The organism is Hydrogenophaga sp. (assembly GCF_041633695.1).
Classification (GTDB): domain Bacteria; phylum Pseudomonadota; class Gammaproteobacteria; order Burkholderiales; family Burkholderiaceae_C; genus Hydrogenophaga.
The window spans coordinates 1-1,295 of the sequence record NZ_JBFJMY010000727.1 but is presented as its reverse complement, the minus strand read 5'-3'; the positions used below and the strand labels follow the sequence as shown (position 1 = coordinate 1,295).

The following is a 1,295-nucleotide window of genomic DNA, read 5'->3' as shown; positions in this document are numbered from 1 at the left end:
TCCTGAGTCACTGGCGAAGGTCGCATAGCCGCGGCCAAGCGGCTTCAGTTGGCCGACGGGGCCGGCCGGCACGTTGCCAGTCACGTCGGGAATGGAGCCGTTGAAGCCACCACCGCCAAACATCATGGTCTTGGCATTCCAGTTGGTGGGCAACGCGACCTTGAAGAGGATCGGTGGCGCCGCCGGATCGACCGGTGAAATCCGGCCCGCCACTGCGCAGTACTCCGGCAACGCTGCGGCGCCGTTGCCACTGGCCGCGACGATGGCCGCCGAGGTCACGGCACCGCCGTTGGTAGGCAAACCGATCACCGACGCCGGGATCGCCATACCGGCCAAGTCGCCGCAGGACAAGGGAGTCGCTACGGCCTGTGCTGGGGCATCCGATCCGCCACACGCGGACAATGCGGCAACGAAGCCTAGGCTGGTGAGGGTCCGTCGGACCTGCTGGGAATTTTTCATGTCGTCTCTCGTCTCCTGTGGTGGGAGTCGCATGGTATGCAGCACGCCCATCCATCCACCCTCAGACGATTCCGAACCACCGTAGGGGCTTCCACGGGCCACGCTCAGCATCCCTCGTCCCTATTCAGGGGCAGCACCATGCGGTCGTTCACGACTTCGAGCTGGCGCTGAAGCTTCATCTTCATCATCACTTTGTTCACCGTTTGCCGCGACGTGTTCGCCACGCACGCCACTTGGGATTGGCTCATCCGCACGCCCACAATCCGGCAGCCTTGCCTGAAGTAGCCAAAGCGCTCTGCCAGCATGTGGATGGCCCAATGAACCCGCTCTTCGGGTGTTGACGATGTGAGCACTTGGTGGCGCTCCGCGATTCGATGGACGCGGGCTGCGCTCGCGCAAAGAAGCCACCTCTGCACCTCCGGATCGCACTCCAGCAGTTGCTGCACCTTCGCCTTTCGGATGACAAAAAGGCTGCAAGGCGATGCGGTCTCGGCCGAAAATCCACAACGGCCCGTGGCAAACAGGTCGACGACACCGAACCATTGCCCGGGCTCCAGAACATCGACAAGCGCGCCGTCGTTCCGGTAGGACGAGCAGGTCAGCTTGACCATCCCCGTGCGCACGCCGTAGCAGACGTCGCCAGCACTCACCTGCAAAAAGCGTCCAGCGGGCACGTCCCAATGCGTGGCCGCGGCCAGCACACTCGGTGGAATCGGAGGAACAGAAAACCCCAGGCCCGTCGCCCGCGCGCCCCTCTCGGCCACGTCGCTCATCGGAAGATTCATACCTGGCGTCCAGCCTGTTGAGTGCGGTCATCTGCGCGCAGTGGCCTCAGG

The 1,295-nt window shown here is 63.8% G+C and carries 2 protein-coding genes; both read right to left on the bottom strand.

Annotated elements, in window-relative coordinates; genetic code table 11:
* On the bottom strand, window positions 1-459 hold a 459-nt coding region (locus tag ABYB95_RS23610; protein ID WP_372662855.1), incomplete at its 3' end, for a tannase/feruloyl esterase family alpha/beta hydrolase.
* A 104-nt stretch (window positions 460-563) separates the two neighbouring features.
* Window positions 564-1,232: a Crp/Fnr family transcriptional regulator gene (locus ABYB95_RS23605; protein ID WP_372662852.1), complete on the bottom strand. Its 669-nt coding sequence runs from the start codon at window positions 1,230-1,232 to the stop codon at window positions 564-566.
* Window positions 1,233-1,295 lie beyond the last annotated feature (63 nt).

Coding starts and splice junctions, on each gene's coding strand:
- ABYB95_RS23605 (WP_372662852.1), bottom strand. CDS start 1,232: ATGAGCGACGTGGCCGAGAGGGGCGCGCGGGCGACGGGCCTGGGGTTT.